A 2072-nucleotide genomic window follows, 5' to 3' on the forward strand; every position below is an offset into this window, starting at 1 on the left:
GCCCCACGGCCCCCACGGCCCCCACGGACTCCCGGCAGTCCGCCGCCGCCCGCGCGGACGCCGGCCCGGCGACGGCCGTCCCCCCGGTCGGCCGGTCGGCGCCGGGCGCGATGGAGCCCGCCGGCCGGTCGGCGCCGAGCGTGATGGAGCCGGTCGGCCGGTCGGCGCCGGGAGGGGTGCCCGCGCCGTTGGCGGTCGCCGCGCGGGCGGTCCGCTCATGTGCGGGCGGCACCGGAACGCCGCCGGGCCCGGACGCGGAGCCGTCGGGACCCGCCGCCCGGTCGACGGCACGCGATCCGACGACCGCTCCCTGTGCCGGACGGTCGCCCGATGCGTCGACAGCGCCCCGGGGCGCGTCGGTTCCGCCCGCGCGGACCGAACTCGCCGCCGGACGCGGGGGCGTGTCCGGCCCGCGCTCCGCACCGCCCGTCGCCGGCTCCACACGACGGGCCGGGTCCGCCGGAGTCCCGCCGGAAGCGGTTCCGTCGACACCCCGGCCCGCCGCACGCGGATCCACGCCCGACCCGGCCTCCGTTCCGCCCGGCCCGGTCGGCCCGCCCGGCTCGGCGGGCGATCCGCCGGCCGGCCGCGGCGCGCTCTCCGCGCTGACCGGCCGCCCCACCGTGAGCGCCGCACCCACCGACATGGCCGCCATCGCCGCTCCGCCGACCGATCCCGCCGAGCCAGTCTTCCCGCCACCGGACTCGGGCGCGTCCGGCCCGCCACCGCCCGCCGCACCGGTCCCGCCCGCCGCCGAGGCGGGCCGAGGCCCCGTATCCGCGGCAACCGCACGCGCCGTCGCCGCGCCCGGCGAGGCCGCACCCGTATCCGCGCCGGGCGGACCGGCCGTCGCACGCGGGGTGCGGGGCTCCTCCGTCAGGCGGCGTGCCGTGCGCGCCGCGTCGCGCGTGGCCGCGGGGCCGGAGTCACCGGGCGGGCCCAGGGGATTCGGGTTCGATGCGGTCATGCGGTCCACCTCATGCTCTTGGGGTCATCGGAACAAGCGCCGCCAGGTCTCCGGGCCGGGGTAGCCGTCGGCCGCGCCGCCGAGCCATCCCTGCGCCCGCTGGAACGCCTCGACGTTGCGTCGGTCCGCCTCGGACCAGCGCGGACCGGGACCCGACAGGTAGTGCTTGCCGTAGCCCCGCTTCACCAGCTGTTTGCCCAGCTTCTCCACATATGCGTTGGATTGCCCCGGACGGAAGTAGCCACGCCCGGGGAACCCCGTCTCATTCGTGCTCGAACCCCCCGAACCACTCGAACCGCCGATGGCGCGGCCCTTCCCGGTCACCAGCAGCCGCCACGTCTGAGTCCCCGGCAGGCCGTCCGCCTCCGCGCCCTTCCACCCCTGCGCCTGCTGGAACGCCTGGGTCGCCCGGCGGTCCGCCTCGGACCAGCGCGGGCCGGGACCCTGGCTGTAGAACCGGGTGCCGCCGCGCGCCACGAGCAGGCGCCCGAGCTGGGTGACGTACGCGTTGTTCGCGCCGGGCCCGAACATCGCCGCGCCCGGGTACGCCGTCGTCGCGGCGGCGGCGCCTCCGGTGGCGGTGCCGCCGGTGATCGCCTTGTAGCGGTAGGCGACGTAGCGGTCGGTGTTGGTCCAGTACGCCAGCGGCGTGGCCTGCCGCCGCGTGCGCGGCTTGGTCTGCTCGTACGCGATGTACGAGGTGTGGGTGTAGTCGGTCCAGCCGCCGAAGATCGTGACGTGCGAACCCTTGGTGGGGTTGGCCGGGTTGTGGAAGAGCAGGATGTCGCCGGGCTGGAGCTCCGTGCGGTCGATCTTCTCGCCGAACTTGTCGAGGGTGCCGGTCCACTCGTTGGCGCTCAGGTTCCAGGCCATCGAGATGTAGCCGGAGCAGTCCTGCCGGTATCCGTCCGTCCAGTACTTCTCCATCGAGTACGGGACCTGTGCCGTCACCCACCGCTTCGCGCGGTTGATGATCTCGGTCCGGGTCGAGCGGCGCAGCGACGCGGCCGCGACCTGACCCTCCGTCGGGGCGGCGCCGGGCGACCCAGGCGTTCCAGCAGGCGCAGGGGTGGAAGGGCGCGGAGGCGGACGGCCTGCCGGGGAC

1 protein-coding gene and 1 pseudogene are annotated in these 2072 nt (G+C 76.7%); both read right to left on the reverse strand.

Annotated features, from left to right (window positions below):
* Positions 1–232, reverse strand: a pseudogene (locus tag EAO71_RS38345) (hypothetical protein); the annotation flags it as partial.
* Positions 233–991: 759 nt separating this feature from the next.
* Positions 992–2072: peptidoglycan-binding protein (locus tag EAO71_RS36220; protein WP_147982047.1), on the reverse strand; the 1081-nt coding region annotated here is incomplete at its 5' end.

The sequence above is a fragment of the Streptomyces sp. MS191 genome (assembly GCF_008042125.1).
Classification (GTDB): Bacteria; Actinomycetota; Actinomycetes; order Streptomycetales; family Streptomycetaceae; genus Streptomyces.